Origin of the sequence: Glycomyces algeriensis, assembly GCF_027622855.1 — a bacterium.
Lineage (GTDB): Bacteria > Actinomycetota > Actinomycetes > Mycobacteriales > Micromonosporaceae > Glycomyces > Glycomyces algeriensis.
On sequence record NZ_JAPZVR010000001.1, the window covers coordinates 222,922 to 249,473 of the forward strand.

The window sequence follows — 26,552 nt, forward strand, 5'->3', positions numbered from 1 at the left end:
AAGTCACTGTGCGTTGTTCGAGAGCGACGGTGTCGCACCGGGGCTCTAGTCTCGGGACGCTCGACTCGGTCGCCTCTGAAGGACACGCATGACTGCACACGCTGCGCCGCAAGCGGACCAGCTTGAACTGCCGGCGGCATGGGCCGCGAAGCTGCTCCCTCGCCGGGGGAAGCGGTCCGGGAAGCCCGCTGCCCCCGATCCCGATGCGCCCGGCATGCTCGCCGAGCAGTTCGAGCTCCATGCGGGGCTGCTCGCGGACATCCTCCACATGAAGAAGAACCGGCGCTACAAGGAGTCGATCCACGCCTTCATCGGCGGCGCACCCGACTCACGCGGCGCCGCCGCGGTCGGGGAGCTGCTGCGCTACGTCGGCCCGCACACCGCCGACTGGTGGAGCCTCCTCGAGTTCCGGGCCTGGCACCAGGCCCACGGCCTCCCGTGGGCTGTTGCCACCGCGATCGAGCGGTACGCCGTCCAGATCCACGGCTGGCACACCGACGGCGTCCGGCCCCCGCTCGGCCACCTGTCGTTGACGACCGCGTCCTGGTACGAGTTCCGGACCGTCAACCGCGACTTGGACAACGGCGTCATCGCCGAGATCCGCGCGACGCTCGCCGCCGCCACCGACGACGAGTACGCCGCGGTCATCGCAGCCGCCGCCGAACACCGCGACCACCCCGCGAAGCGCTTCGCCGCCACACTGCTCCTCCCGGACGAGACCGACTGGACGGCCGAGATCTGCGCCGAGTACCAGCAGTACCGGTCCTCCGGCGCGACCGACCGCGTCCTCCTCCACTCCGTCAGCGACCCCGCCCACCTCGAGGCCGCCGAGGTGACGGAACTGGACGCCTACACGCTAGGCGTGGAACCCATTGCGGCCCTGGTCGACTCGATCGGCGCCGCGAGCCTCCCGATCCTGCGGAACACGCTCGATTCGCGCTGGTACCTCAACGCCGAAGGCAAGAAGCAGCTCCTGAGGGCCATCGCAATGCTGCCGGGGGACGAGGCCGCCGCCTTCCTCGTCGCGCGACTCGACCAGCCGTTCGTCTTCGACGCCGCCGTCGAAACCGCACGCCGTTACCCCGCGAGCCTCCTGCGCGCCGTCGCCGCGGCGGCCGGTGCGGCCTCCCCGGCCGAACGAGGCCGCCTTGCCGCCGTCGCCGCCGGGGCCGGACCTCTGGACGGCGCCGCCGCCGAGGTCCGCGACGCTATCGGTACGCTCACCGACTCCCTGCGCACCGTCCCCGACGCCGTCCCCACCGACCTCCCGCCCCTGCTCACCGCTCCGCCGTGGACCGTCAAGCGCCGCAAGGTGAAACCCCCCGTCCTCGACCTCGAACCCATCGGCGAGCCCACTGTGGACCAAGATGGCGACGACCGATGGCGTGAAGCCCGAGAGCACTACCAGTCGGACACCGAGCAGGTCGCGAAGTGGCGCCGGCTCGTGCGCGACCGCGCCTGGAGCGCCGTCGACTACCGGGTCGGGACGATCGCCGCCTACGGACCCGACGACCTCGCCGAGCCGATGCTCGCCGCCTGGTCCGACCCGGCCGACCGGTCGTACCCGGGCTACTCCGAGGCGATCGTCGCCCGCTTCGGCACCGCCGCGATCGAAGGCGCGCTGAACGTCGCCAAGCGCTGGCAGGTCGAGGATCTGCCGGTGTCGGTCTTCAGCGTCGAGGCCGCCCGCTTCGTCGCCGAGCGGTACGCCCGGCGCAAGACCGAGCGGGCCGCCGCCGCCGCATGGTTCGAACGCCACGGTCGGTCCGCCGCCACCGCGCTCGTCCCGGACGCGCTCGGCGCCGACCGCGACCGCCGCAAGTACGCCGAGGCCGCGCTGTTCCACCTGGCCCGGCGGCTCGGCGACACCGCCGTTCTCGCGGCGGCCGAACCCTATGGGCCCGAAGCGGTCGCAGGCGTCACGGCGCTCTTCGGCGCCGACCCGCTCGAACCGCGCGGCGTGAAGATCCCCAGGCCCGGCCCCTGGGCCGTGCCCGCCATGTTCCCGCAGGTCCTCCTCAAAGGCGGCGACCGCGCCCTGCCCGCGGACTCGGTGCGGCACCTGATCACCGTCCTCGCACTGGCGACGCCCGACTACGCCTACCCCGGTCTCGACACCGTCGCCGAGACCTGCGACCGGGCCTCGCTCGCCCGCTTCGGCCGTGCCGTCTTCGAGCAGTGGCTCGCCGTCGGCGCGCCCGCGAAGGACCAGTGGGCCCTCACCCAGCTCGCCCATTTCGCGGAGGACGAGACGGTGTGGCAGCTCGCCCCGCGCCTGCGCGAATGGCCCGGGGACGGCCAGCACAAGCGCGCGGTCGCCGGCCTCGGCGTGCTCGGTGCGATCGGGACCGAGGAGGCCCTGCGGGCCATCCAGGCCACCGCCGAGAAGGTCAAGTTCCCGGCCCTCCGCGAGGAGGCCGACGTCCAGATCGCCCGCGTCGCAAGCGAACTGGGCCTCTCCCGCGACCAGCTCGCCGACCGCCTCGTCCCCGACTTCGGGCTCGGCGACGAGGGCGCGCGCGTGATCGACTACGGGCCCCGCAAGTTCACCGTCGGCTTCGACGAGCAGCTGAAGCCCCACCTCGTCGACGAGGACGGGAAGGTCCGCAAGAGCCTCCCCAAGCCCGGCGTCAAGGACGACGCGGTGATCGCCGAGGACGCCTACCAGCGCTTCCAGGCGCTCCGAAAGGAACTCAAGACCGTCGCCGCCGAGCAGGTCGCCCGCCTGGAGACCGCCATGGTCACCGGCCGCACCTGGGAACCGGGGGAGTTCCGCCGCTTCCACGTCGAACACGCCCTCACCGGCCTCCTCGCCCGCCGCCTCGTCTGGCTGTGCGTCCACGACGGCGTCGCGACCGCGTTCCGCATCGCCGAGGACGGCACCTTCAGCGACGCGGACGACGACGCGTTCGACCTGCCCGAGGGCGCCGCGGTCCGCCTCGCCCACCCGGCGCTCCTCGGCGACCGGGTCGGCACGTGGGCCGAGATCCTCGCCGACTACGAGATCCTCCAGCCCTTCGACCAGCTCTCGCGGCCCGTCGCGGCCTTCACCGCCGAGGAGCTCGCGAGCGGCCGCCTGGCGCGCTTCGCCGGCGCCACAGTCGCGACCGGCCGCGTCCTCGGCCTCGGCAAGCGCGGCTGGCGCCGCGCCTACCCTGGCGTCGGCGGGCTCGTGCCCGGGTTCGCGTACGTCCTCGGGAGCGGCTGCTTCCTGATCCTCGAAGTCGAACCCGGCATCCCGATCGGACACGCCGCCGAACACCCGCAGCAGACTCTGAAGTCCGTGTACTTCGCCGACTTCGAGCGCTTCGGCGCCGACCCCGTCCCGCCGAAAGCCCCCGTCGACCCCGTCGCCGCCGCCGAAGCCCTGGGCGCCCTCGCCCGCCTCGCCGGCTCCTGGACCCCGGAAGGAACGCCATGACCTACGAAGCCGCCCAAGAGGACCGCCTCGACCTCTCCTCCCACTGGGGGACCGAACCCCTCCCGCGCCGCTCCGCCCCCGGCGAAGCACCCGTCCTCGACCCCAACGGCCCCAAGGACGTCGCGCGGTTCATCGGCTTCAACGAGGACGACGCCCGCCACGTCCTCGCGCAGCACGGCACCCGCGCCTGGGCCGGCGCGGCGCTGCGCCACCTCGACGGTGAGCCGAACCCCGTCGGCGCGGGCGTGGTCTCCGCGATCGTGGCCTCGCGCGAACGCAACGGCCAGGAGTCGCTGCTGCGCCCCGAGATCGACGCCTGGGCGGCCGAGCACGGACTCCCGTTCGCGGTGACCGCGACGGTGGTCCGGCTCCAGCTGCGCGCCTGGCGGGCCTACAAGGCGACGATGCGCGACGCCACCCTGCGGTCGCTCACCCTCGGCGAGCTCGGTTCGGTCCGCTGGGAGCTCGACCGGGGCATTCGCGTCCTCCGCGGCCTGCTCGCGCACGCGTCCGAAGCGGCATACGCTGCGGCTGCGGCGGCCGCACCCCGGAACGACCCGGTCGAGCGGTTCCTCACCACACTCCTGTTCCCCGACGAGAGCGCCTGGGCCGAGGAGGTCTGCCGCGAGTACAAGGGCAACGGGGACTACAGCACCGACGCGCTGCTGTGGCTCACGATCGACCGCGCCGACCTCCTTACCGCCGCCGGGCTGACGCGGATCGGGGACTGGCTCATCAACCCCGAGACCGTCGGCGCGGTCCTGCGCAACCTCGGCGCCGACGCCCTCCCGTTCTTGACCGCGTCGCTGCAGCAGCAGATCGGGAGCCGCGAGCGCCACCTCCTCCTCGACGCGATCGCCCTCCTGCCCAGCGACGACGCCGCCGCCCACCTCGTGGGGCGCCTCGGCGAGGAGCACATGTACCAGGCCGCCGTCGCGGCCGCGAAGCGCTTCCCGCGCCGCGTCCTCCGGACGGTCGCCGCCGCGGCCGACAGCACCGTCCCCGAACTGCGGCCCCGCCTCACCGCCCTTGCCGCGGACATCCCCGCCGCACACCGCGAGACCCTTTCGGCAGCCGACCAGGCCGCCGTCGAGGCGCTCCTCGCACCCTCGCCGACCCCGGTGGCCGACCCTGCGCTGCTGCCGCAGCTCCTCACCGCCCCGCCTTGGACCGTCAAGGGCTCCAAGCGGAAACCGAAGGTCATGGAGCTGAGCGCGGACGCGAGCCCGGCCATGGCCTGGGCCGAGGGCGAGCTCGACCGCTGGGTCAAACCGGACCACGACTACTTCAGCCGCACCAGCGATGCCGACTGGGAGCGGATGCTGGACAAGGGCCACAACAACGGCTCGCGCACCCGCTACTCCACCATCGTGACCTTCGCGCCCACCTCGATCGCCTTGCGCGCCCTCCACAAGTGGGACGGCAGCTTCAACGCCTACATCGCCGGCGACCTCAAGGTCATCGCCGCGCGCTTCGGAACCGCGGCCGCGTCGCAGCTCGTGGCCGCACTGCGCGCCAACCCGAACCACCACGAGGCCCTCGTGCCGCTCCGCAGCGTCGAGGCCGCCCGCCTCGCCGCCGACTGGTACGCCCGCCTCAAGGGCGCCCGCGCCAGCGCCATCGCCTGGTTCGCGCGCCACGGCGGCGAGGGCGCGGCCCTGCTCATCCCCGACGCCCTCGGCGCCGACAAGAAGCGCCGCGGCAATGCCGAAGGCGCCCTGTGGAACATCGCGCTCCGCCACGGCTCCGAGGCCGTCGTCCGCGCCGCCGAACCCTACGGGCCCGAAGCGGCCGAGGCGATCGCCGAACTCCTCGCGGGCGACCCGCTCGAACCGCGCGGCGTCAAGCTCCCCAAACCCGACGTCTGGGCCTCGCCGGCGATGCTCCCCGAGGTCCTCACCGCCGCGAAGACCCACGCGCTCCCCGCCGACTCGGTGCGCCACCTCATCACCGTCCTGGCACTGTCCTCACCGGAGTACCCTTACGCCGGGCTCGACGTGGTCGCCGAGGCGCTCGACCGCGGCTCGCTCACCCGATTCAGCCGGGGCCTGTTCCAGCTGTGGCTCTCGATGGGCGCGCCCTCGAAGGACGGCTGGGCGCTCACCCAGCTCTCGCACTTCGCCGACGACGACACGGTCCGCCTCCTGGCCCCGCTGATCCGCGAGTGGCCCGGCCAGTCCCAGCACAAGCGGGCCGTCACCGGCCTGGGCGTGCTCGGCGCGATCGGCTCCGAGGCGGCACTGCGCGCCATCCAGGGCATCGCCGAGAAGGTGAAGTTCAAGGCGCTCAAGGAAGAGGCGCGCGTCCAGATCGCGGCGATCGCTGAGGGCCTCGGCCTCACTCGCGACCAGCTCGCCGACCGGCTCCTGCCGGACTTCGGCCTCGGCGAGGAGGGCGCGCTCGTCCTCGACTACGGGCCGCGCCGGTTTACCGTGGTCTTCGACGAGCAGCTCAAGCCGTTCGTCAAGGACGATTCCGGAAAGCCCCGCAAGAGCCTTCCGAAGCCCGGCGCGAAGGACGACGCCGAGATCGCCGACGCCGCCTACAAGCGGTTCGCGGCGCTCAAGAAGGAACTGCGCACCGTGGCCGCCGACCAGGTCCAGCGCCTCGAAGCGGCGATGGTCAACGGCCGCACCTGGACCAAGGACGAGTTCGAGCGGTACTACGTGCGCCATCCGCTGACCTGGCACCTCACGCGGCGTCTCGTCTGGTCCGCCGAGGCCGGGGGAGCCGTGTCGGGCTTCCGCGTCGCCGAGGACCGCACCTACACCGACGCGGACGACGAGGCGTTCGCGATCCCCGACGACGCCGTGATCCGCCTCGACCACCCGGTTCGCCTGGGGGACAAGGCCGCCGACTGGGCCGAGCTGTTCGCCGACTACGAGATCCTCCAACCGTTCGACCAGCTCTCGCGGCCCGTCCTCGCGTTCACTCCCGAGGAGTCGGAGACCGGTCTGCTGGAGCGGTTCATCGGCGCGAAGGTCGAGGTCGGCAAGCTCCTCGGGCTCACCAGCCGCGGCTGGCACCGCGCCTCACCAGAGGACGCCGGCGTCGAACCCGGGATGTACTTCCCGCTGCCCGGCGGCGGATACGTCACCGTCGCCCTCGACCCGGGCATCTGGGTCGGCATGGTCGCCGAGAACCCGGTCCAGACCCTTGACATGGTCCGCATCTCGGCCACGGAGGACTACTGGTGGAACCGCACCGCCCGCGCCGCCGACCGGAACCACCCGCGGGACATCGACCCGGTCACCGCGTCCGAAGTCCTGGCCGCCCTCACCCGAATCACCGCGAAGGACTGAACGTGGACCTCCCCGACGAGGGCGCTTAGGGCCTGTCCTCTGAATCAGACCGGCCGTTATCCGGCCCGTTCGCCCGCTCGCTGCGTTGTCGGCCCTCCGAATACAACACCGGTATTCGGAGGGCCTTCCCCGGTCTCGGCGACGCTTGCGAGCCGTCAATCGGTGGAGCGAGCGAACAAACGGACTCGGATACCGCCGCTCCCTGATTCCCCGGACAGGCCCTAGGGTTGCGCTCATGCCAATGCACTTCGTCAAGCACGGGAGCGGGACTCCCGTCCTCGCGCTCCACGGCTGGACCCCCGACCACCGCCTCATGACCGGTTTCCTGGAGCCGTTCTTCGCCCGCCGTGCCGCCGCGCGCCCCGGCGGCACCTCCTACCGCCGCCTCTACCCGGACCTTCCCGGCATGGGGCAGACCGAGATCACCGAGAAGTACCAGGGGTCGGACGACATGCTCGACGCCGTCCAGGGCTTCGTGGACCACATGATCGGCGACGTGCCGTTCATCGTCGTCGGCGAATCCTACGGCGGCTACCTCGCCCGCGCCGTCGCCAACTCCCGCCCCGAGCAGGCGCTCGGCCTCGCCCTGGTGTGCCCCATCGGGAAAGAGGCCCGCCACTCCAGGCGGACCCTCCCGCCCCACACCGTGATCGCCGCCGACCCCGCGTTCATGGCCGGGCTGCCTCCGGCCGACGCCGCCTCCTACGGCGAGCTCGCGGTCGTGCAGTCCCCGGAGACGTTCCGCCGCTTCCGCGACGAGATCGCGCCGGGGCTGGCGTTGGCGGACGACGAGGGGCTGGTGCGGGTGGCGCGGCGGTACGAGCTGAGCACCGCCCCCGAATCCGGCGCGCCGTTCGAGCGGCCGACGCTGATCGTGACGGGTCGGCAGGACGACAACACCGGTTACGCCGATGTCTATGCGCTGCTTGAGCACTACCCGCGCGCGACCTTCACCGTCCTCGACCGGGCCGGGCACAACCTGCAGCTCGAGCAGCCGGTGCTGCTCGACGCCTTCCTGGACGAATGGCTGGACCGCGTCGAGGAGGCCGCGGGGCACTGATCCGGAGCGAACGGCGCGCCATCGTTGACGATCACGTTCGACGCGAGTCGGGAGCGGCCATCGCATCGATGGCCGCTCCGCATTGCGTTCAGCCGACGAGCGGCCGCGTCTCGGGGTAGCGGTAGTGGCGCTTGCGGGTGGCTATCGCCAGCGAGGTCGCGAACAGGACCGGGCCGATCCGGCCGCCGTACATGACCGCCGTGATCAGCCATTTCGACGGGTCGCTGAGGTCGTAGGTGATCCCGGTAGACTGCCCCACCGTGGCCGCGGCCGAGACCACCTCGAACATGATGGGCGCCAGCATGATGTCGGGTTCGAAGCGCTGCATGAGCATCACAGCGGTGACGTTCAGGGCGACGTAGACCAGGGCGACGGTGAGCGCTTCGCGGACCACGGTCGTCGGCAGGCGCCTGCGGAAGGCCGAGGCGTCCCGCTCGCCGCGGATCTCGGCCCAGATCACCAGCATCAGCAGGAAGAACGTGGTGACCTTGATGCCGCCGGCGGTCGAGGCCGAACCGCCGCCGATGAACATGAGCACCATCGACACCAGCAGCGAGTCGTCGTTCAACTGACCCACATCGATGGAGTTGAAGCCGCTGGTGCGCAGCACCGCCGACTGGAAGAACGCGGGCAGGAACCGGTCCTGCCACGGGTACTGGCCGAACGTGCCGGGGTTCGCCCATTCCAGGGCCAGCAGGACGAGCCAGCCGCCGAAGAGGAGGACGGCCGTGCCCGCGAGGGTCATCTTGGTGTGCAGCGACCATTTGCGCGGGCCGATGCGCAGGCGGCGGCGGTGCGAGAGCTCGTAGACCACGGGGATGCCCAGGCCCCCGAGGACGGTGCCGATGATGAGCGGCAGGCTGATCCACGGGTCGGTCGCGAAGCCGATGATCGAGTCGCTGAACAGGGCGAACCCGGCGTTGTTGAAAGCAGCAACGCTGTGAAAGACCCCGTGCCAGATCGATTCGCCCGCACCGAAGTCATAGGCGAAGTGGAACCGCAGGCTCAGGATCGCGGCGAGGGCGACCTCGACGATGAGCGTGTACAGCACGGCGAAGCGCAGCACGCTCTTGACGTCGCCGAGGCTGATCGAAGGATGCAGTTCGGCCTGTGTCATGAGCTTGGACCGGAGGCGGAGTCTGCGGCTGACGAGCATGCCGAGGAACGCCGCGGTCGTCATGATCCCCAGGCCGCCCAGTTGCATGCACGCGAGGATGACCGCTTCGCCGAATCCGGTCCAGTGCGTCGGCGTGTCCACGGTGACGAGGCCGGTGACGCTGATCGCCGAGGTCCCGGTGAACAGGGCGTCGATGAACCGGGTCCCGCCCGGCTCGGTCTGCGCGACCGGCAGCATGAGCAGCCCGGTGGCGATCGCGATCGCGAACGCGAACGCGACCGGGACGATGCGGACGGGACTTCGGACGAAGCCGTCGAGTACGGCGCGCGGCGCGGGTTGCAGGGCACGGCCCTCTGGATTCTCGGCGATCGCGGCGCGGGACCGCGCCGCCGCGTGCAGGATACCGCCGCGGCCTCGCCGCCGAACGCGACACGACGCCGCCTACCTGCGGCAATCGTCCCCGGCCCGGGGCTTCACCGCGAGTTTTGACATTTTCTTGACGCCCAGCGGTTTCCGAGACGAGCGCACGGCCCCGTCGCGGCCCTCGCCGTGATCTGTAATCCGGCGTGAGCTGGGCGTTCAGGACGCCGCCGGGCCTCGCGAGAAAGCCGACCCGAGCGCGTTCCCCCAGGTGCCGGGCCGCCGAGGCGCTGGACTGCGTGGGGCAGAATTCCGGTCGTGCTTCATGTTCGAGTCATCACCCCGGTCGGCCTGACCGACGAAGTCGTCCGCATAGCCGTCACGAGCGCCGCGGTCGCGAACGTGGTCCGGCTGCCCGGCGCGGCGATCGACCCGGCGGGAGACTGCGTCGAGTTCGACCTCGCCCGTGAAGGCGCGAACGAAGTACTCGCCGACCTCCGGGGACTGGGGCTCAAGGAGTCCGGCGGCATCACCGTCGAGGAGATCGACCTGTCCATCTCGGACGCGGCCGACGAGGCGATGGAAGCCGCCCCCGGCCACTCCGAAGACGCCGTCATCTGGGAGGAGCTCGCCTCCCGCACCGCCGCCGAAACCCGCCTGACCTGGTCCTACCTGGTGTTCCTGGCGCTGGCGGTCCAGATCGCGGCGATCGGGGCCCTGCTGGACCAGCCGATCCTCATCGTCGGCGCGATGGTCCTCGGCCCGGACTTCGGCCCCGTCGCCGCCTGGTGCTTCGGCGTCATCCGCCGCGACCTCGGCCAGATCGGGCGGGCCACGCGCACCCTCGTCGTCGGCTTCGCGCTGGCGATCGCGGTGACCTTGGCGTGCGCCCTGGTCAGCCGCTTGGTCGGATGGATCGAACCGACCATGCTGGACAATCGACCGTTGACGAGCTTCATCGTGCACCCCGACCGGTGGTCGTTCATCGTGGCCGTGCTCGCCGGGGTCGCGGGGATCCTGTCGATGACCGCCCGCAAGTCCCAGGCGCTGGTCGGCGTGTTCATCTCGGTCACGACGGTTCCGGCCGCCGGCAACATCGCCGTCGCGATCGCGCTGGCGCACTGGGAAGAGGTCGGCGCCTCGCTCGTCCAGCTCGGCGTCAACCTCGCGGGCCTGGTCGTCGCCGGCATCGGCACCCTGCTGGTGCAGCGGGTCCTGTGGACCCGCTTCGACTTTCGCATCATGACTCCCAACCTCCTCAAAGGATCCGGAGACCGGGCCCCTATCGACCGGTGACCTCCGGGTAGCCGACCGCCCCGGGTGGGTGGCGCCGCCGACACCGGCCGGTCGAAGGGCGACTCGGTCCAGGGCGCCGACGCCAGGTCAGCAGGCGCAGCAGGGGGACGACGAGCACGGGGTACAGCCGGATTGCGGCGGTGGTCATCCGCTCGTAGGATGCGGCGGAGGCCGATCCCGAGTGAAGGAGTCCCCGGTGAGTGACGACGGCAGCCGGTCGAGTGGCTGGCACTGGCACGAGTACGGCGTCGGGCCGGCCGGCGAGGTGGCGCATGCGTGCGCCCGGTCTCTGAACGCGTTCCTGGTCGGGCTGGGATGCTCCTTCGCGCTGATCCTGGGCGCGGGCATCCTCGCCGAGGAGAACCTGCTCGGCGATCCCGGCCTCGAATCGGCCATCGACCACCTCATGCGTTTGAGCGTCGGCCTCCTGATGGTGTTCGTGCTGGTAGCGGCATTCGTTGCCGTCGTTGCGAGCTATCTGCGGGAGGTGACCACCTCCAAGGCGCTCGTCAGGGCCGCCGAGCGCGGCGCGTCGAGCCGTGCCGTGCCCGCACCCGATCAGGTCGCGTCGGTCATCAACGAACCGGCGGCGCCGCTCAAGTACTTCGGGTGGGCGAACGCCGCCTTGGCCGGCGTTCTGGGTGTGGTCGGCCTGCTCGTCGTGCTGATGGAGAGCAGTGCCGAAGGCTGGATGATCACGCTGGTCGCCCTCGGCTACGCGGCGGTCATGAGCCTGCTCGGATACGCCTGCCAGGAGTGGCTGCCCCGGACGCATGAGCGGCGCCGGGTCCGCATCGCCGCGCACTGGACCGCGGAGGACGAGGCCCGGGCATGGAAGCGGGCGAGGTCGGCGGGCCGGCGCGGCGGCGGCAAGCAGGCGCCGCCGGGCTCTGCAAGGGGCGCGAGCTTCGTCTACCTCGCGGGCGTGTTCTGCGCCGTTGGTTTCATCGCGTTGCTGGCCTCGATGGTGATGCGCTGCGGGACCCTCCCGGCGCGGGGGCAGTCCGAGTGCGACGAGGTCTACTACTCGTCGTTCATCGAGCGCGTGCTCTCCTGGGGATTCTGGATCTTCGCGGTCGCGGTGCCCCTGGCCGTGCTGTTCGCGGTGGTCGGCGTGCTGCTCGAGTGGCAGCAGCGGCGGGCCGAGCGCGCCGACCTGCTCGACCTGCTGGCGGGCCCGCGGGCCGCGAGTCCGGACAAGGACCTGCTCGCCTACCACGTGGAGCGGCACGCGCATCCGCTGGCGCGCGTCGGCTCGGCGCTGTCAGGGGCCGGGCTGGTGTTCAGCATCTCCGCCTACATGCTCGGAGAAGGCTTCGGGCTCGGCTCGCAAGAGGAGTTCGCCGCTTACCGCACCGAGGCGCTCATCGCGATGCTCGTCTCGGCGGGCCTCTTCCTCGCCGCCACGGTCGGCACCGGCATCGCGAACGCACGCGGCCGCGAGCTGCGCAACGCCCTCATGGAACGCTGGCCCCGGCAGCCCTTCCCGTCCGTCAACGGCGAAGGCAAGATCAAGCGCCCCAACCAAGGCCTGGAGCGTCAACGCCCGCGAAGCCGACGGCCCGCCGCCCGGAACCGGACGTCCAAGTGAGGTCATAGAGCCGGGCTCGGTGCACCGGGCTCGACTTGGGCGCGGGCGACTGCCTCGGCACTGTAAGCCGTCGAGCGCCCGGGCCGGCGCTATCAGATGCTTAGTACCGCCCCCGCAGCGGCGACCTGATCGACGACGTCCATGCCCGAGGTGACCTCGCCCAGGATGGTGTAGCCGGCCGGGAGGGTCGTGTCCTCGTAGACGAAGAAGAACTGGCTTCCGGTGGTCCCCGGTCCCGCATTGGCCATCGCGAAGGTGCCCGCAGGGTAGTTCGCCTCGGTCTCGGCCGGGAGGTTCTCATCCCCGAACATGTACCCGGGCGTGCCCGTGCCGGCCATCCCGGGCGTGCCGGACTCGATCGCGGCCCGTGCGTCGGGGTCGCCGCACTGGAGGACCCAGATGCCGTCCGTGACGAGGCGATGGCACTGCTGCTCGTCGAAGTAGCCCTGCATCGCAAGGAAGGTGAACGAGCCGGCGGTGCACGGAGCGCCGGCGGTGTCGACGCCGACCTCGATCACGCCGAGGTTGGTCACGATCGTCATCTCCTGCGTCCCGGCAGCGGGCTGGCGGGCCTGCGGGGTCGGCTCGGAGCCGCTGAGGGGGGCGTACGAGCACGTCTCGCCTGACGAGGCGTCCGGGACGCTCAACTGGACGCACTCCAGGTAGACGTCCTGCGCCGGAAGCCCGTCCGTCGAGCCGTCAGAGGCGACGAGCGCGCCCTCACCGCTGGGATCGAAACCGCTGCAGCGGTCCGCCGCGTTCTGGGCATCGGCGACCAGCGCCTCGAATTCGGCATCGACTCCGGCGGCGAGGTCATCCTGCCCGCCGCTCGGGGTGTCGGGGTCGTTGAGGCCCTTGAGGCCCAAGGAGATCAGGACCGATGCGCCGATCACCGCGAGCACGGTCGCGATCGACGTGATGATGCCGGTCGTGGATCGAAGCCATGCACCGAATGGTCGGCGCGGCGCCGGGTAGGGGCCGGGACCGGCGGGAGCGAACGGCGGCGGGGTGGTCATGGCGGGCTGCGGGGACGGCTGGTATCCGGGAACCGCGTGCGGATACGCCGGGGTCAGAGGCGGTGCCGGGGTCGGGAACTGGGGCTGGGGGGTCATCTGCGTCAGCGGCACGGCGTTGAGCGCGCCCTCTGAGACCGCCAGTTCGGGCTGCTCGATGACCGCCGGGGCGATGCCGAGCTCATGGTGCAGCATGCTCGCGACCAACGGCATCCGGCTCGCGGCTCCGACCAAAAACAGCGCGGTGAGCTGGTCGGCGCGCAGCCCGGATTCGCGGACGACCCCTTGGGTGATGCGGACGGTGCGCTGGAGCAGCGGCCGGGCGACCGTCTCGAGTTCGTCGCGGGTCAGGTGGACGTCCAGGTCCAGCAGCGGCACGGTCAACTCGACGCTCGCCTGCCGGGACAAGCGCTCCTTGCCCTGCCGGACCTCCTCCATCCAGGCGACGCGGTGCCGCCGGTCCGAGGTGGACTGCGGTTCGCGAAGCCGCTGCCACCGTTCGTCACCAGGGCTGACAGTGGCCGCGATGTGCTCGGCCAGCGCTTGGTCGATGTCCACGCCGCCGAGGCCCCTGTCGCCTTCCACCGCGGCGACTTCGAAGCCGTGCGCGTGGCGCTGCAGCACGGTGGCGTCGAAGGTGCCGCCGCCCAAGTCGTAGACCACGACGCCGTTGCCGATCGGCACCTCGTTCCCGAGTGCGACGGCGAAGTAGGTGGCGGCCGCGACCGGCTCGTGAACGGTCGAGAAGGCGCCCAGGCCGGCCTCGTGCGCAGCGTCCGCGAGCGCCTGGCGGCGAGTCGGGCCCCAGTCGGCGGGCACGGTGACGACCACGGCCTCGGGGGTTCCCAAGGCCTGGTCGATCTCGCGTTTGGCCCGGCCGAGGACGGCCGCGATGAGGGACCGCGTCGGCAGTTCGCGGTCGCCGAGGAGCACGGTGTCGACGTCGATGCGTCGTTTGGGATGGGGCTCGAGGCATTCGGGACGGCGTCGTCCATCGTGGACGGCATCGCTGCCGACGATCAGCGACCCGTCGGCGCTCAGGCTGACCGCGGAGAGGAGCTGCGGCGAGCCGTCGAAGAGCAGCTGGTGGATCCGCCCGTCGCCTCGGCGGACCGAGACGACGGTATGGCAAGTGCCGAAGTCGATCGCGACTCGCCCGGACCTGGGGCTGAATTGACCATGCATGAGCAGCATCCTAAAGAAGACGCGTCAGAATCCCGAGGTGGGGCGAGCGGCCCTCACTCGAGACCGAGTGAGGACCGTGCCGAACCGGTGCACCCCGCTCGGTCCGCGTCACCGAGCGGAGGGGTCGGATCAGTTGCCGGCGGAGAACCGCAGGACGGGCGGCGAGCTGAGGTTGTCCTCGGCTGCTGCGCGAGCCTCGGCGATGTGCGCGGCGCGGGCGCTGGCCTGTGCGGTAGGGGGCGGGGCGAGGAACAGCGGGAGTTCGACGGTGTTCGTGTCGATTGTGCTCATGTCGGCCGTGCTCTCGCTCATGGCCACTGCCTTGACGCGGTCAGCTGCGGTCATCGGTGCTCTTTTCGATCGGGGACGGAGTTTGTGGTGCAACGTCCAGTATTCCCTGCGGGTCCGACGCTCGGACGCGGGTGGCGCCCTGTCTCACCTGAACGGGTCAGTACCGAGCACGGGCCTCCGGCAGCGGCCGGCAGGGGGATCGAGCAGTGCGGGGAGGACGTGCTGGTCCGGACCTCGCCAGCCACAGTCCGGTGCATACGGCGGCGGCCACGGTGACGGCTCCGGCCGTGAGGAACGCGCTGTTGATGCCGGTCTCGAAGGACGCGCCGTCGGACTGCCCGGCGCGCGCCACGGCTCCGAGCACCGCCACGCCGAGGACGGCGCCGATCTGCCGGGCGGTGCTGCTGATGCCGGAGGCGAGGCCGCCTTCCTGCGGGCTGACCGCTTGGATGGCGGCGCCGGTCAAGGGCGACAGGGTGAGGGCGAAACCGCAGCCGACGACCGCCATGCGCCACCACACGTTCCCGTACTCGGTGTCGGCGTGCACCGTGCCGAGCGCCAGCAGTCCGAGGCCGGCGAGGGCCAGGCCGCCGGTCACCACGATGCGGAAGCCGTACCGGGCGGCGAGTCGGCCCGCGTACGGGCTGACGATCACCATGGCGAGGGACTGCGGGAGGGTCTGCAGTCCGGCGCGCAGGATCGAGCTGCCCTGGACGTGGACGAAGAACTGGGAGAAGAAGAACGCCGAGCCCATGAGCGCGAAGCCCACCACGACCATGGCGGTGTTGGACACGGTGAACAGGCGCTGCCGGAACAGCCGCAGCGGCAGCATCGGATCGGGACGGCGCGCTTCGACGGCGATGAACGCGCCGAGCAGGACCGCGGCGGCGGCGAAGCTCCCCAGGATCACCGGTGAACTCCAGCCTCGGGCGCCGCCCTCGATCAGGGCGAAGGTCAGCACTCCCACCGCGAGGACGGACAGCACCGTCCCCGGGACGTCGATCGCGGGGGCCTTCGGATTGCGGCTCTCCGCAAGGCTGCGCAGGCCCAGCAGCAGCAGAAGCGCGCCGATCGGCAGGTTCACCAGGAAGATGGCGGGCCAGCCGAAGGCGTCCGTCAGGACGCCGCCGGCCACGGGGCCTCCGGCCAGGCCGATGCCGCTGAGTCCGGCCCACAGGCCGATGGCCTTGACCCGCTCCCGCGGCTCGGGATAGGCGGCCACGAGGAGGGCGAGCGAGGCGGGGCTCAGGGCCGCGGCCCCGATGCCCTGCAGCACCCGGCCCGCGATGAGCCAGTCGAGCGAGGGCGCGAGGCTGCAGACCACCGACGCGGCGGTGAACACGGCCACGCCGGTCAGGTAGACGCGCTTGCGGCCGAACCGGTCGGCGAAGACGCCGCCGGAGAGCAGCAGCATGGCGACCAGCAGCACGTACGCGTCGACGATCCATTGCAGACCGGTCAGCCCCGTGTGCAGCCGGTGCTGCATGTCGGGCAGCGCGGCTCCGACGATCGTGTTGTCGAGCAGGACCATGAACTGGCCCAGGCAGGTCACCGTGAGCAGCACGGCCCGATTCGGCCGATTGCCAACGGGTGCATGCGATGCGGGCATGAGTTCCTTTCGATCGCTACATGGGCTCGACCGCGGTCGACGACGGTGTCGCGACAGCCGAGCACACTAACGCAGTCAATGACTGCGTTAGTGACCGTAGCAGGCCTCGACTCGCAAACGCAAGTCTCGACTGCGTTAAGGTGAGCGCATGAACGAGCCACAGCGAACCCGGCGACCGGGCGGGCGCAGCGCCAAGGTCGCAGCGGCGGTGCATCAGGCCGTCACCGATCTGATCAGCGAGCGCGGCTACAGCGGTTTCACCGTGGGGGAGATCGCCGCCCGGGCGGGCGTGGCCGACAGCAGCATCTACCGCCGCTGGGGCAACCTGGAGACCCTGCTCGCCGATGTGACGCTCAACCGGCTCAACGCGCAGTCGCCGATGCCCGACACCGGGAGTCTGGAGGGCGACCTGCGCACCTACGCGGCCAACGTCGCTCGCGAGATCACCGGGCCGGACGGCCTGGCGGTGGTGCGCCTGGCGGTCGCCCTGTCGGGCGACGGCCAGGAGGGTTCGAAGGCCGCGGAGGACATTCGCGCCGAGCGCATGGGCCAGCTCCAGTCGATGCTCGACCGCGCCCGCGACCGCGGCGAGGACGCCCCCGACGCGTACGGCGTCCTCGACCACATCCTGGCCCCCATGTACATCCGGGTCCTGTTCGGCATGGTGCCGCTCGCCCCGGGCTACATCGACGGGCTGGTCGATCGACTGCTGTTGCCGCAGAACGGATCTGGCGCATAGCCGCGGCGGTGAGGGGCGTGCCGGGCGAGACCGCCGGGATGCCGTCGGCGAGCGAGTCGAGTGCACCGTCCGTCTCGCTCGGCGGGGGAGGGGTGGGCGTGACGACCGGACGGCGTCGGGTTCGCGTGCGCGCCGCGGCCTCTGAGGAATGTGAAGCGGCCCAGGCGTTCGCCTGGGCCGCTTTCAATCAGCGCTCGTAGACCGGCTGTCCGAGGTACCAGTTGCCCGGGGCGTCCGGGTCGGTGCTGTTCCAGTACTCGAGGACCGCGGTGGTGAACTCGGTGGCGGTCAGGTGCCCGTTGCCGTCGCGGTCGAGGAAGGCGAACGCCTTGTCGATGTCGTCCTGCGCGATCTCAGGGAAGAGCGCGCGCTGGAACACGGCGAACTCCTCGGCGCTGAGCACGCCGTTGCCGTCGCTGTCGGCGATCGCCAGGAACGTCCGCGCCATCGCGCCGACGGTGGCGTCGGCGGCTTCCGGCTCGAGGGACCGGGTGGCGGCGATGAACGTCTCCTTGTCGATCTGGTCCCGGCCTTCGGGCAGGTGCGGGCGGTGGATGTTGTCCCAGATGGCCGTGAACGCGGCGATGATCCGCTCCTCCTCGGGCGACCCGGGCGCGTGTCCCAGCCCCGTCGCGGCGCGCTGCCCCAGTTCGACGTGGTCCTGCTCGGTGAGGTGCCCGTCGCCCGTGGCGTCGAGGTAGTCGAAGCCGTGCGCGATCTTGGCGGTCAGGATGTCGGTCATGCGGTTGCCTCCGTTGCCTTGTGGACTGAACGGAGTAAGAGTGACAGAAGTCGACTACGGGTGGAACCTACATCGGTGCGCGTCTTTGTAACTCGATCGGGTGAATATTCCCATTCCCGGTGACCGCACGCCTGGGAGGCGGTTCCCGTGCCGGTCATGGGATTTCAATGAGGATCTTTCCCAGGTTGTCCCCGGCGGCGAGTCTCGCGAAGCCCGCGGGCGCCTCCTCGAGGGAGTAGGTCCGGTCGACCGCGGCGGTGGCGTCGCCGTTGACCACGGCAGCCGTGACCGCCTCCAGGTCGGCGCGTGACTGCGGCACGGCCAGGACTTTGACCCGCTTGCCCTGCTTGCGGATCGACCAGCCGGTGGTGAACATCGCGAGCAGGACGCGGGCGTGCCCGCCGACCATGAGGTACTGCCCGCCGGGGCGCAGTGCCTGATGGACCTGGAACGGTGAGCGGTGCCCGACAAGGTCGATGACCCGGTCGTACCGGTCGCGCCGGTCGGCCCAATCCTCGTGTTCGAACGCGATCGTGTCGTCGGCGCCGAGCTGCAGCAGGTATTCGGCCTTGTCCCCGCGGTCGACGGCCGTGACTGCGGCGCCGAGGTGCTTGGCGAGGCGGACGATGAGCGCGCCGCCGGCGCCTCCCGCGCCGTTGACCAGGACCCGGTCTCCGGGCTCGATCCCGCGGGTCGATCGGTAGGCGATGCAGCCCGCCTGCGGGATCGCCGCCGCGTCGAGGAAGGACAGGCCGGACGGCTTGCGGGCCAGCAGCCGCGGTGAGGTCGCCACGTACTCCGCGAGGCCGCCGCGGTATCCGGCCAGCTCACCGAACACCTCGTCGCCGACGGCGAATGCCGTGACGGCGCTCCCGGCGGCGGCTACGACTCCGGCGACGTCTGACCCGGGCACCGGATGGCGCGGGCGGCGGAGGCCGCCCAGGCGCGCGTAGAAGGGGCTGCCGGCGAGGTTCTCCCGATCCGATCCGTTGAGGGACGCGGCGCGGACCCGGATCAGCACCTCGTCGTCCGCGGGCACCGGCTCGGGGAGGTCGCCGACGCGGACGACCTCGGCCGATCCGTATCGATCCTGGATAACCGCTCTCATGTGGGGGGCTCCTGTCCTGCAGCGGCGAATCTCTCCACTGTAGTCAGGTCCGGCTCGCGCCGGTGGCTTGTGCCAGGGGTCAGCGGACCGCCAGGAGGCGGTCGATCATGCGCGGGTAGTCACCGAAGGCCGCCGCCAACCGGCGGCCGTGGCCGATCTGGCCACGCCTCCATGCCCAAGCGGGGCAAAGGCAAGCGAGGGATGCACCTGCCTCAACTGGGCTTTGAGCGGGCTACGCCCCAGGCGGGCGCGACCGGTAGGCGGTCGGGGTCATGTCGTGGATGCGGGTGAACTGGCGGGAGAAGTACATGGGGTCGCCGTAGCCGGTCTCGCGGGCCACCGCGGCGATCGGCAGCTCGGTGCCGTCGAGGAGTTCGCGGGCCCGGGACATGCGCAGCTGCACTTGGAACTGGAGCGGCGAGACGCCGAGGTGCTCGCGGAACAGGGCGCTGATCTGGGAGGCGCTCAGCCCCACCATGGACGCGAGCGCGGGGACCGTGGTGCGCTGCGGCGAGGTCGCCCGCAGGTGCTCGACGGCGCGCTCGAGGGGGCTCAGGCTCGTCCCGGGGTTGCGGCGGCCGGTGGCGATGACGTGCGCGAGCGCGTGCCAGGCCGCGCCGGTCGCCCGGGTGAAGCCCGCGACGGTCGGACCCGAGTCGAGGGCGTCGATGACCTGCGAGATCAGGCTCGCCACCGGCGCCGGATCGCGCAGGTGGGTCACGTGGCCGCTCGCGGCGGCGTTCGCGGCGCCGACCAGGTCCGCGGCGTCAGCGCCGGTGAAGTGGAACCACCACAGTGTCCACGGATCCGCATCGGACGCGCCGTAGGCGTGCGCCCGGCCGGCGGGGATCATGACGGCCCCGCCCCTGGCCACCGCCGTGTGGACGCCGTCGATCCGGCACCACCCCGCGCCGTCGGTGCACACCAGGAACACGTGCTCAGGCGCGCCGCGGGGCCGCGAGCGTCCGTGCCGGGCCGCGTGCGGGAAGCATCCGGCATCGGTGACCAGCAGCTTCCCCGTGACCGGGTGCCGCAGCGCCCGCTCGACGGCGAGGCGGGGGACCACGAGCATCCGCTGCCCCGCGAAGCCCTCGGGGATGGCACCCGGATCCACGGCGACCATCGATTCATCCATATCCTCCATTGAAATGACCATCGACAGGCATGTCAAGTGCTCATAGGTTCAGTGCATGCCATCCGAAGCGTCGAGGATCGTCCTGCCCGAAGCCCCCGCGGAGCTCGCCGACCGGCCCGTACGCGCCTGGCGCGAGGCGGTCGCGATCGACACGTATGCGCCTGCCGCCCCGGACCGCTACCCGGCCTATCTGGACCAGCGCGTCTACCAGGGCTCGAGCGGGGCGGTCTACCCGCTGCCGTTCATCGACGCGGTCGCCCGCGAGAAGGCCCCGCGCGACTGGGACGCGGTGCACCTGGAGAACGAGTACGTGCGGCTGATGATCCTCCCCGAACTCGGCGGGAGAATCCACATCGGACTCGACAAGACCCGCGGCTACGACTTCTTCTACCGCAACGACGTCATCAAGCCCGCCCTCGTCGGCCTCGCCGGGCCGTGGGTCTCCGGCGGCGTCGAGTTCAACTGGCCCCAGCACCACCGCCCCGCCACCCACCTGCCGACCGAGGCCGCGATCGAGCACGAGGACGACGGCGCCGCCACCGTCTGGTGCTCCGACCACGACCCGTTCGCCCGCATGCAGGGCATGCACGGCATCCGCCTCCGGCCCGACAGCGCCCTCATCGAACTGCGCGGCCACCTCGTGAACCGCTCGGCGGAGACCCAGACGTTCCTGTGGTGGGCGAACGTGGCGGCCGAGGCGCACGACCGGTACCAGTCGTTCTTCCCCACCGACGTGCGCGTGGTCGCCGACCACGCCAAGCGCGCCACCACGAGTTTCCCTGCCGCCGAAGGCCATTACTACGGGGTCGACTACCCCGGGCGGCGCACGGCCGACCGTCCGGACGGCGACCGGCTCGACTGGTACCGCAACATCCCGGTGCCCACCTCGTACATGTGCCTGGGCACCGACGACGACTTCTTCGGCGGCTACGACCACGCCGCCCGCGCCGGCTTCGTCCACTGGGCCGACCACCGCACCGCCCCCGGCAAGAAGCAGTGGACCTGGGGCAACGCCCCCTTCGGCCGGGCCTGGGACGCGCACCTGACGGACACCAACGGGCCCTATGTGGAGCTCATGGCCGGGGTCTTCACCGACAACCAGCCCGACTTCGCCTTCATCCGGCCGGGGGAGACGAAGACGTTCTCCCAGCACTGGTACCCGATCCAGGACACCGGCCCGGTCCACCAGGCCACCCTCGACGCCGCCGTCCGCCTCGACCTCGAGGACGACGGGACGCGCGCCCGCATCGCCGCCGCCGTCACCGCGCCCCGCCCCGGCGCCCGCGTCGTCCTGCGCGAGGGCGACCGCACCCTGCACGAGGACACCGCCGACCTGGCCCCCGGCGCCCCCTACATGCGCGAGGTACGCCTGCCCGAGACCGTCGATCCGACCGCCTGCGAACTCACCGTCGAGCACGGCGACCGCGTGCTCGTGTCCTGGCGCCCTCGCCCCGAAACGACAGCACCACCCACTGTGGACGCCGCGACCGAACCGCCCGCTCCCGCCGACGTCGACTCGGTCGACGAGCTCTACTTCACCGGCCTCCACCTCGCCCAGTACCGGCACGCCACCCGCGCACCCGAGCCCTACTGGGCGGAGGCGCTGCGCCGCGACCCCGGCGACGCCCGCTCCAACACGGCGCTGGCCGCGCGGCTCGCGCACGCCGGCCGCCTCGTCGAGGCCGAGGCGCACCTGCGCGCGGCCGTGGAGCGCTTGACCCGCCGCAACCCGAACCCGCGCGACGGCGAGGCCCACTACCGCCTCGGCCTCGTCCTCGCCCGGCAGCGCCGCGACGCGGAAGCCAAGGCCGCCTTCGGCACCGCTTCATGGGACGCGACCTGGGCCGACCCCGCCGCCGTCGCGACCGCCCGGATCGACCTCGCCGCCGGACACGACGACGACGCGGCCGCCGGACTCGAAGCGGTCGTGCGCCGCAGCCCGCGTCATACGCAGGCCCGCAACCTCCTCGCGGTGGCGCTGCTGCGCCGCGGCGACCGGGCCCGCGCCGCCGCGCTCACCGCCGAGACCTTGCGGGACAACCCGCTCGACGCCTGGGCCCGCGACCTCGCCGCCCGACTGCGCCTCGCCGCTCCGCGGTGCCGGGACACCGAGCCCACAGCCGACCCGACCATCGCGCTCGACGTCGCCCTCGAATACCGCTCGATCGGTGAGGACGAAGCCGCGATCGCCCTCTTCGACACCGCCGCAAGGCTGCCGCTCACCCGCGGGCAGGTCAACGTCGCCCCGCTCGCCTGGCTCCACCGCGCCGACCTGGCATTCGAACGCGGCGACGAACCGGCCGCCGACCGCGCACTGGAGACGGTCCGCGAGCTCGACCGCACCTGGTGCTTCCCCTCGCACGTTGAGGACGATGCCCTTGCGCGCCTTCGGGAACGCCGCCCGGGCGACCCGGTCCTCGCGGGCCTCGCCGGGCACCGGCTCTACGCCGCAGGCCGCCGCGACGAGGCGATCGCCGCCTGGGAGGCCGCCGCACCCACCGGCGACCCGGTCGTCCTGCGCAACCTCGGCGTCGCCGCCCACAACGTCCAAGGCGATCCCGAGCGCGCCGCCGCCTGGTACGAGCGCGCCCGCGCCGCCGCCCCCGACGACGCCCGGCTCCTCTACGAAGCCGACCAGCTCGCCGCCCGCCGGGGCACGGCCCCGCGCGAACGCCTTGCCGCCCTTGCGCAACGCCGCGACCTCGTCGACCAGCGCGACGACCTCTCGGTCCAGCTCGCCGAGCTCCTCACCGCCGCAGGCCGCGCGCACGACGCCCTCGACGTTCTCGAAACCCGCGCCTTCCAGCCCTGGGAAGGCGGCGAAGGCCGCGTCCTCGCCGCCTGGGAGGAGGCCCACCTGTCGCTGGCCCGCGAAGCCCTCGACGCCGGCGAACCGCACCGCGCCGTGCGCCACGCCGAAGCCGCGCTGACCCCCGTGGCGGGTCTCGGCGAGGCCCGCCACCTCCTGGCGAACACCGCGGACCTGCACCTCGTCCTCGGCGATGCGCTCGCTGCCGCGGGCGACGCCCTCGGTGCGCGGGCCGCCTGGGAGCGGGCCGCCGCCCAGCAGGGGGACTTCCAGACCATGCGGGTGCAGGCCCACTCCGAGCACACCGCCGCCGCCGTCACCGCGCTGCGGCGCCTCGGCAAGACCGATGCCGCGCAGGCGCTCCGGGACGACCTCGCCCGCTACATCGAGGCGCAGGCGCAGGTGACGGCCCGAATCGAGTACTTCGCGACCTCGCTGCCGACCATGCTCTTGTTTAACGCGGACATCCAGGCCGCCCACGACACGCGGGTCCTGGTGCTGCGGGCGCAGCTGGCGATGCTGGACGGTGCGACCGACCGCGCGGGCGCCCTGGCCGGAGCCGCGCTCGACCGCGATCCGCTGAACGGCGCCGCGCGCGCCGCAGCCCGATGACCCTCCGCAAAGGAACGACATGACCGACCGGACGCCCGCGAGCTGCACGTCGGCGCTGTTCCGCCGCTACTACGGGCCACCCGCCCTACGGCGAAAGCGGCGTCACGATCACCGTCGCCGCGTCCGGGTCGGCAGGGCCCGGCTCCGCGCGGCTGGCGGCTGCATCGGGTCGAGTGGCCGCGGAGACCGGGTCCGTTCCGGTCTCGTAGGGTGGACGGCGGCTACGGGAGGTCATTGTGGGCGAGGCGATCGGGTCGGCGAAAGAGGCCGCCGGCAATGAGCTGGTGGTGGCGTTCGGACGGTTCCTGGGGGCGGCGAACCGGCTGGAGCACGTGCTCGGGCGGGCGATCGAGGAGGCGTGCGGGATCTCGCACCTGATGTTCGAGGTGCTGCTCATCCTGGCCCGCGCGGACGAGGCGGGCCTGCCGATGCGCGCGATCAGCCGCGAGCAGGTGCTGACGACCGGCGGGGTGACGCGGCTGATCGACCGGATGGAGGCCGCGGGCCTGGTCGAGCGCGGCGCCAACCCGGACGACCGGCGCGGGCGCATGGTGCGCCTGACGGCGGCCGGCGAGGCGAAGGCGGTCGAGGCCTCCCGCGTCCACGTGGAGAACATCCGCCGCTACTTCCTGGAGCCGCTGCCCGCCGAGCACCACGATGTGTTCGCCGAGGACCTGCGGATTCTCAGTCGTTCGGCGGGCGACGCGGTCGGGCGTCTGCGATAGTCGGGAGTGCTCCGCCGGGTGTGATCCGCACTGCGGACGGGCGGAAGGAAATATCTGACTACTCAGATACTGTTGTGTCAGATGAATGGTTCCCGTGCCGCGCGGGGCCCGCACGCGATACGAGGAGCACTCATGGCCGCGCTCGACTTCCACATCCACGACCTGGACTTCCCGGCCGGCAACCCGGCCAAGACCGCCACGCTCGTCACCGGCGAATCCGAGGCGCTGCTGGTCGACGCCGGGTTCACCCGCGCCGACGGCCACCGCCTCGCCGCCGCCGTCCTCGACTCCGGCAAGACGCTCACCACCGTCTTCATCAGCCACGGCGACCCCGACTTCTACTTCGGCGCCGAAGTCCTCGCGGACGCCTTCCCGGACGCCCGCTTCGTCGCCACCGCGCCCGTCATCGAGCACATCGAGCACTCCTACGAAGGCAAGCGCAAGGCCTGGGCGGCATCGGGCGCGAACCTGCCCACCCGCCTGGTCGACCTCGACGTCCTCGACGGCGACATCGACCTCGAAGGCCACCGCTTCGAGCTCAAGGGCGGCGCCCCCGGGCTCGCCGACCGCCACTACCTGTGGCAGGCCGAGCAGCGGGCCGTCCTCGGCGGCGTCCTCGTCTTCTCCGGCCAGCACGTGTGGACCGCCGACACCGACGAGGCCGCCCGCGCCGTCTGGCGCGGGGTGCTCGACGAGATCGAGGCCCTCGACCCGGCCCTGGTCGTGCCCGGCCACCGCGCTCCCGGCGCGGCCGCGACCGTGGAGGCCGTCCGCCACACCCGCGACTACCTGGACGCGTTCGAGGAGGTCCTCAAGGACCAGCCGAACGGCGAGGCCGTCACCGGCGAGCTCGTCCGCCGCTACCCTGACGCGCAGCTGCTCGTCGCCGCCCAGATCGGCGGCAAGGTCGCGAAGGGCGAGATGGCATGGGGCTGAGCGACTTCGAGGCGTCGACCGCACCGCGGGACGTCGTGCGCCGCCAGTACCTGGCCTCCGCCGCAGGCGACCTGGAGGCGCTGCGCGCCACGCTCGCACCGGACGTCGAATGGACCGAGATGGCGGGCTTCCCCCTCGCGGGGACCTACCGCACGCCCGAAGGCGTCACCGCGAACGTGATGGAGCGACTCGGGGCGGACTGGATCGACTGGACCGCCCACGACGACGTCTACGTGGTCGACGGCGAGAACGTGGTGGTCCTGGCCCGCTATACCGCGGCCAACAAGGCCACCGGCGAACCGATCGACGTCCGCGTCGCCCACCACTTCACCGTCCGCGGCGGGCTGATCGTGCGCTTCGAGCAGTTCGTGGACACCGCCAAGGTCCGCGACGCCATGTCCTGAGCAGTCCAGGCGCGCCGGCCCTTCGGACCGGCGCGCCCGGACTGCGATCTGGACCCGCGAGAGGGCGGGACGAACTGGCGGCCGAGACCGCGGGAGGAACCGGTGATGAACCAGACCTCGCTCATGGCTGCGTTCCCTTCCGCATCAGCGGATATCGGGGTAACCGGCCTGACGCGTTCGCGCTGCGAAGCGCGTCACTCGACGAGATGGCTCCAGGAGTCCGGCTCGTTGTTCAGGAACTCCTCGAGTCCCCAAGGGCGCGTTCCGGTGACGTGTTCGACAGTGTGGCTGGTCACCGAGGTCTCGCCGGTCGCGATGGCCTTGTAGGAGCCCGCCCATCCGGCGATCTGCCAGTCCTCGGCGCCCGCCCGGGAGGCGCGGGCCTCCTCGTCGGTCTCGGCCTCATAGGTGATCTCGCGGCCGGTGACCGCGCTGAGGATCCGCGCGGACTCGTGCAGGTCGAGCGGATCCGGCCCGGACACGTCGTAGACGCGGTCGGCGTGGGCGGAATCCACAAGGGCCTCCACCGCGAGGCGGGCGACGTCGTGCCGGGCGACCCAGGCGACCCGGCCCTGTCCGGCCGGACCGCGGATCACACCGTCCTGCACGAAGAGCGGCAGCATGTCGGCGTACAGCGAGTTCCGCAGGGCGGTGAGCCGCAGCCCGGACTCGGCGATGAGCCGCTCGGTCCGCGAATGCTCACGCGCGAACGTGAACGTCGCCTCCGGGGACGCGCCCATGAACGAGGTGTAGACGACGCGCTCGACCCCGGCCTCCACCGCGGCCCGCACGGCGCTGCGGTGCTCGGGCATCCGGTCCCGGCTCTCGTGCGCGGAGACCATGAACAGGGTCTCGACGCCTTCCAGGGCAGCGCGCAGCCCGGCTTGGTCCTCGTAGGACGCGACCGCCACCTCAGCGCCGTCCAGTTCGGGCGCGCGCGAGGGATCGCGCACGACGAGCCGCTGCTGCGCACCGCGTTCGGCGAGCATCCGGGCGACCCTCGACCCCAGCTGACCTGTGGCACCGGTGACGGCGATGATTCCCATGCGCTGGCCCTTTCCTTGTGCGTTGGCGACCATCCGCCAGTATCCCCGCCG

The 26,552-nt window shown here is 71.8% G+C and carries 18 protein-coding genes; 10 read left to right on the forward strand and 8 right to left on the reverse strand.

What is annotated here, in order from left to right; genetic code table 11:
• The first annotated feature begins 88 nt into the window (after positions 1-88).
• The 3 genes from O2L52_RS00870 (at position 89) to O2L52_RS00880 (ending at position 7,783) form a co-directional block, all read left to right on the forward strand.
• Positions 89-3,421, forward strand: coding sequence for a DUF4132 domain-containing protein (locus O2L52_RS00870; RefSeq protein WP_270113395.1), 3,333 nt, complete (start codon positions 89-91; stop codon positions 3,419-3,421).
• Entirely contained in the window at positions 3,418-6,723 is a 3,306-nt protein-coding gene (locus O2L52_RS00875) for a DUF4132 domain-containing protein (protein ID WP_270113396.1), read from the forward strand. Before O2L52_RS00870 ends, O2L52_RS00875 begins: the two co-directional genes overlap by 4 nt.
• A gap of 235 nt (positions 6,724-6,958) precedes the next feature.
• Entirely contained in the window at positions 6,959-7,783 is an 825-nt protein-coding gene (locus O2L52_RS00880; protein WP_270113397.1) for an alpha/beta fold hydrolase, read from the forward strand.
• Positions 7,784-7,871: 88 nt separating this feature from the next.
• On the opposite strand, the gene O2L52_RS00885 is transcribed toward O2L52_RS00880, so the two are convergent.
• Positions 7,872-9,137 (reverse strand): TrkH family potassium uptake protein, encoded by a 1,266-nt coding sequence (locus tag O2L52_RS00885; protein WP_270113398.1) that lies wholly within the window; start codon positions 9,135-9,137, stop codon positions 7,872-7,874.
• Between the two features lie 441 nt (positions 9,138-9,578).
• Here O2L52_RS00885 and O2L52_RS00890 point away from each other — a divergent pair, with 441 nt between their 5' ends.
• Both O2L52_RS00890 and O2L52_RS00895 read left to right on the forward strand, forming a co-directional pair.
• Entirely contained in the window at positions 9,579-10,556 is a 978-nt protein-coding gene (locus O2L52_RS00890) for a DUF389 domain-containing protein (RefSeq protein WP_270113399.1), read from the forward strand.
• A gap of 196 nt (positions 10,557-10,752) precedes the next feature.
• On the forward strand, positions 10,753-12,147 hold the full coding sequence (locus O2L52_RS00895; RefSeq protein WP_270113400.1) for a hypothetical protein: 1,395 nt from the start codon (positions 10,753-10,755) through the stop codon (positions 12,145-12,147).
• 92 nt (positions 12,148-12,239) lie between these two features.
• On the opposite strand, the gene O2L52_RS00900 is transcribed toward O2L52_RS00895, so the two are convergent.
• The 3 genes from O2L52_RS00900 to O2L52_RS00910 all read right to left on the reverse strand — a co-directional run bounded on the left by O2L52_RS00900 (position 12,240) and on the right by O2L52_RS00910 (position 16,245).
• Positions 12,240-14,345 carry an Hsp70 family protein gene (locus O2L52_RS00900; RefSeq protein WP_270113401.1) on the reverse strand — a complete coding sequence of 702 codons (2,106 nt, stop codon included), beginning with the start codon at positions 14,343-14,345 and terminating at the stop codon, positions 12,240-12,242.
• 129 nt (positions 14,346-14,474) lie between these two features.
• The gene (locus O2L52_RS00905; RefSeq protein WP_270113402.1) at positions 14,475-14,690 is read right to left on the reverse strand and encodes a hypothetical protein; all 216 of its coding nucleotides are present in this window, start codon (positions 14,688-14,690) and stop codon (positions 14,475-14,477) included.
• Positions 14,691-14,793: 103 nt separating this feature from the next.
• Positions 14,794-16,245: an MFS transporter gene (locus tag O2L52_RS00910; RefSeq protein ID WP_344474264.1), complete on the reverse strand. Its 1,452-nt coding sequence runs from the start codon at positions 16,243-16,245 to the stop codon at positions 14,794-14,796.
• Positions 16,246-16,393: 148 nt separating this feature from the next.
• Between O2L52_RS00910 and O2L52_RS00915 the strand changes: the two genes are divergently transcribed.
• Positions 16,394-16,984 (forward strand): TetR/AcrR family transcriptional regulator, encoded by a 591-nt coding sequence (locus tag O2L52_RS00915; protein WP_270113404.1) that lies wholly within the window; start codon positions 16,394-16,396, stop codon positions 16,982-16,984.
• Positions 16,985-17,171: 187 nt separating this feature from the next.
• On the opposite strand, the gene O2L52_RS00920 is transcribed toward O2L52_RS00915, so the two are convergent.
• From O2L52_RS00920 to O2L52_RS00930, 3 genes are all read right to left on the reverse strand, one after another.
• Entirely contained in the window at positions 17,172-17,726 is a 555-nt protein-coding gene (locus O2L52_RS00920) for an EF-hand domain-containing protein (RefSeq protein ID WP_270113405.1), read from the reverse strand.
• A gap of 154 nt (positions 17,727-17,880) precedes the next feature.
• Positions 17,881-18,834, reverse strand: a complete 954-nt coding sequence (locus O2L52_RS00925) for an NAD(P)-dependent alcohol dehydrogenase (RefSeq protein ID WP_270113406.1) — start codon at positions 18,832-18,834, stop codon at positions 17,881-17,883.
• Positions 18,835-19,066: 232 nt separating this feature from the next.
• On the reverse strand, positions 19,067-19,969 hold the full coding sequence (locus tag O2L52_RS00930) for an AraC family transcriptional regulator (protein WP_270113407.1): 903 nt from the start codon (positions 19,967-19,969) through the stop codon (positions 19,067-19,069).
• Between the two features lie 55 nt (positions 19,970-20,024).
• Between O2L52_RS00930 and O2L52_RS00935 the strand changes: the two genes are divergently transcribed.
• The 4 genes from O2L52_RS00935 (at position 20,025) to O2L52_RS00950 (ending at position 25,455) form a co-directional block, all read left to right on the forward strand.
• The gene (locus tag O2L52_RS00935; RefSeq protein WP_270113408.1) at positions 20,025-23,390 is read left to right on the forward strand and encodes a DUF5107 domain-containing protein; all 3,366 of its coding nucleotides are present in this window, start codon (positions 20,025-20,027) and stop codon (positions 23,388-23,390) included.
• A 236-nt stretch (positions 23,391-23,626) separates the two neighbouring features.
• Positions 23,627-24,115 (forward strand): MarR family winged helix-turn-helix transcriptional regulator, encoded by a 489-nt coding sequence (locus tag O2L52_RS00940; RefSeq protein ID WP_270113409.1) that lies wholly within the window; start codon positions 23,627-23,629, stop codon positions 24,113-24,115.
• A gap of 132 nt (positions 24,116-24,247) precedes the next feature.
• Complete coding sequence (locus O2L52_RS00945; protein WP_270113410.1) at positions 24,248-25,051, forward strand: MBL fold metallo-hydrolase; 804 nt, start codon at positions 24,248-24,250, stop codon at positions 25,049-25,051.
• Complete coding sequence (locus tag O2L52_RS00950; protein ID WP_270113411.1) at positions 25,042-25,455, forward strand: nuclear transport factor 2 family protein; 414 nt, start codon at positions 25,042-25,044, stop codon at positions 25,453-25,455. Before O2L52_RS00945 ends, O2L52_RS00950 begins: the two co-directional genes overlap by 10 nt.
• Positions 25,456-25,649: 194 nt before the next feature.
• On the opposite strand, the gene O2L52_RS00955 is transcribed toward O2L52_RS00950, so the two are convergent.
• A complete protein-coding gene (locus O2L52_RS00955; RefSeq protein ID WP_270113412.1) occupies positions 25,650-26,501 on the reverse strand; it encodes an SDR family oxidoreductase in 852 nt (283 codons plus the stop codon).
• Positions 26,502-26,552 lie beyond the last annotated feature (51 nt).